This is a genomic window from Hansschlegelia quercus, assembly GCF_004310425.1.
Lineage (GTDB): Bacteria > Pseudomonadota > Alphaproteobacteria > Rhizobiales > Methylopilaceae > Methylopila > Methylopila quercus.
The window spans coordinates 1-1,428 of sequence record NZ_SIUB01000014.1; the positions used below are offsets into that span (position 1 = coordinate 1).

The 1,428-nt window shown below is 67.3% G+C and carries 1 protein-coding gene and 1 pseudogene; both read left to right on the forward strand.

Annotated elements, in window-relative coordinates:
* Nucleotides 1-359 (forward strand): annotated as a pseudogene (locus tag EYR15_RS16875) (AmpG family muropeptide MFS transporter); the annotation flags it as partial.
* A gap of 109 nt (nucleotides 360-468) precedes the next feature.
* Nucleotides 469-1,428 (forward strand): Hsp70 family protein (locus EYR15_RS16880; protein WP_131004747.1); only part of this gene is annotated, 960 nt, incomplete at its 3' end.

Sequence of the window (1,428 nt, forward strand, 5' to 3'; positions counted from 1 at the left end):
GCCTCGCTTACCTTGCTGCGCATGGAGGCGACGGCGGAACAGCCTTTTGGACCTTCGCCACCGCCGTGAGCCTCGACGGGTTCGCCTATGCCTTCGCCTCGGTCGTGCTGATCACCTACATGTCGACGCTGGCCTCGACTGATCATGCGGCGAGCCAGTTCGGTCTTCTGACGTCGCTTTGCGCGTTTCCGGGAAGCATGCTGGCAGGCTTCTCGGGCTTCGCCATCGAGCGGACGGGCTTCACCTGGTTCTTCGTCTGGACGTCCCTGATCGGACTGCCCGTGGCGCTGCTTGCGATCTATGTTTGGGCCAAGGTGGGCATTTCCGATGAGGTGCCGCAGCCCGTCGCGGCGCACTAAGCGAACCCGCAAGCTGCGGATCCGACCTCCGCCTCCAGACACGCGCATCGACGCGGTGAAGTGAGACGGCTAGAAGACGCGCCCTTCTCCGTCCAAGCGTTGGTGCGCCATGACCGCCTGCGGCCTCGACTTCGGGACTTCGAACACGACGCTCGGCGTTGTGGGGGCGGGCGAGCTCGCGCGGCTGGAAGGCGACGAGACCACCATCCCCAGCGCGATCTTCTTCGCGCCGACTGCAGCCCCCAAAGTGGGGCGCGCGGCGATGTCTGCCTATCTCGACGGCGAGGCGGGACGGCTGATGCGCAGCCTCAAATCCGTGCTCGGAGGCAGCCTTGTCGACGAGGCCACGCAGGTCGGCCGCGAGCGGGTGAAGTTCCGCGAGATCATCGCCCGCTACCTCGCCATCGTGAAGCGCCGCGCCGAAGCCGCCGCCGGCCGGGAGCTCGACTCCGTCGTGCATGGCCGCCCTGTGCATTTCGTCGACGGCGACCCGGCAGGAGACGCGCGCGCCGAAGACACGCTGCGCGAGATCGCGCTCTCGATCGGCTATCGCGACGTCTCTTTCCAGTTTGAGCCCGTGGCGGCAGCCCTCGACTACGAGCGAACCGTCGCGCGCGAAGAGCTTGCGCTGATCGCCGACATCGGCGGCGGCACCTCGGATTTTTCCGTCGTCAGGATCGGGCCCGCCCGGCGCGGACGCGAGGACCGCAAGGACGACATTCTGGCCAATGACGGCGTGCACGTCGGCGGCGTCGATTTCGACCGGCGCCTCAGCCTGGGCTCGGTGATGCCGCTGCTCGGCTTCCGCTCGGCCATGAAGCGGAAAGAACTCGAAGTCCCGTCGGTCTATTTCCACGAACTCGCCACCTGGTCGAGCATCAACAAGCTCTACGACGGGCGCGCCCTGCGCCAGATCCGCGAGGTGCGGCGCGAGGCCTCCCGGCCCGATCTCCTCGACCGGCTGATCCGCGTGATCGACGACGAGCGCGGCCATGGACTGGCGGCCGAGGTCGAGCACGCCAAGATCCGGCTGTCGGATGGCAAGGAGACCGAACTGCCCCTAGGCTTC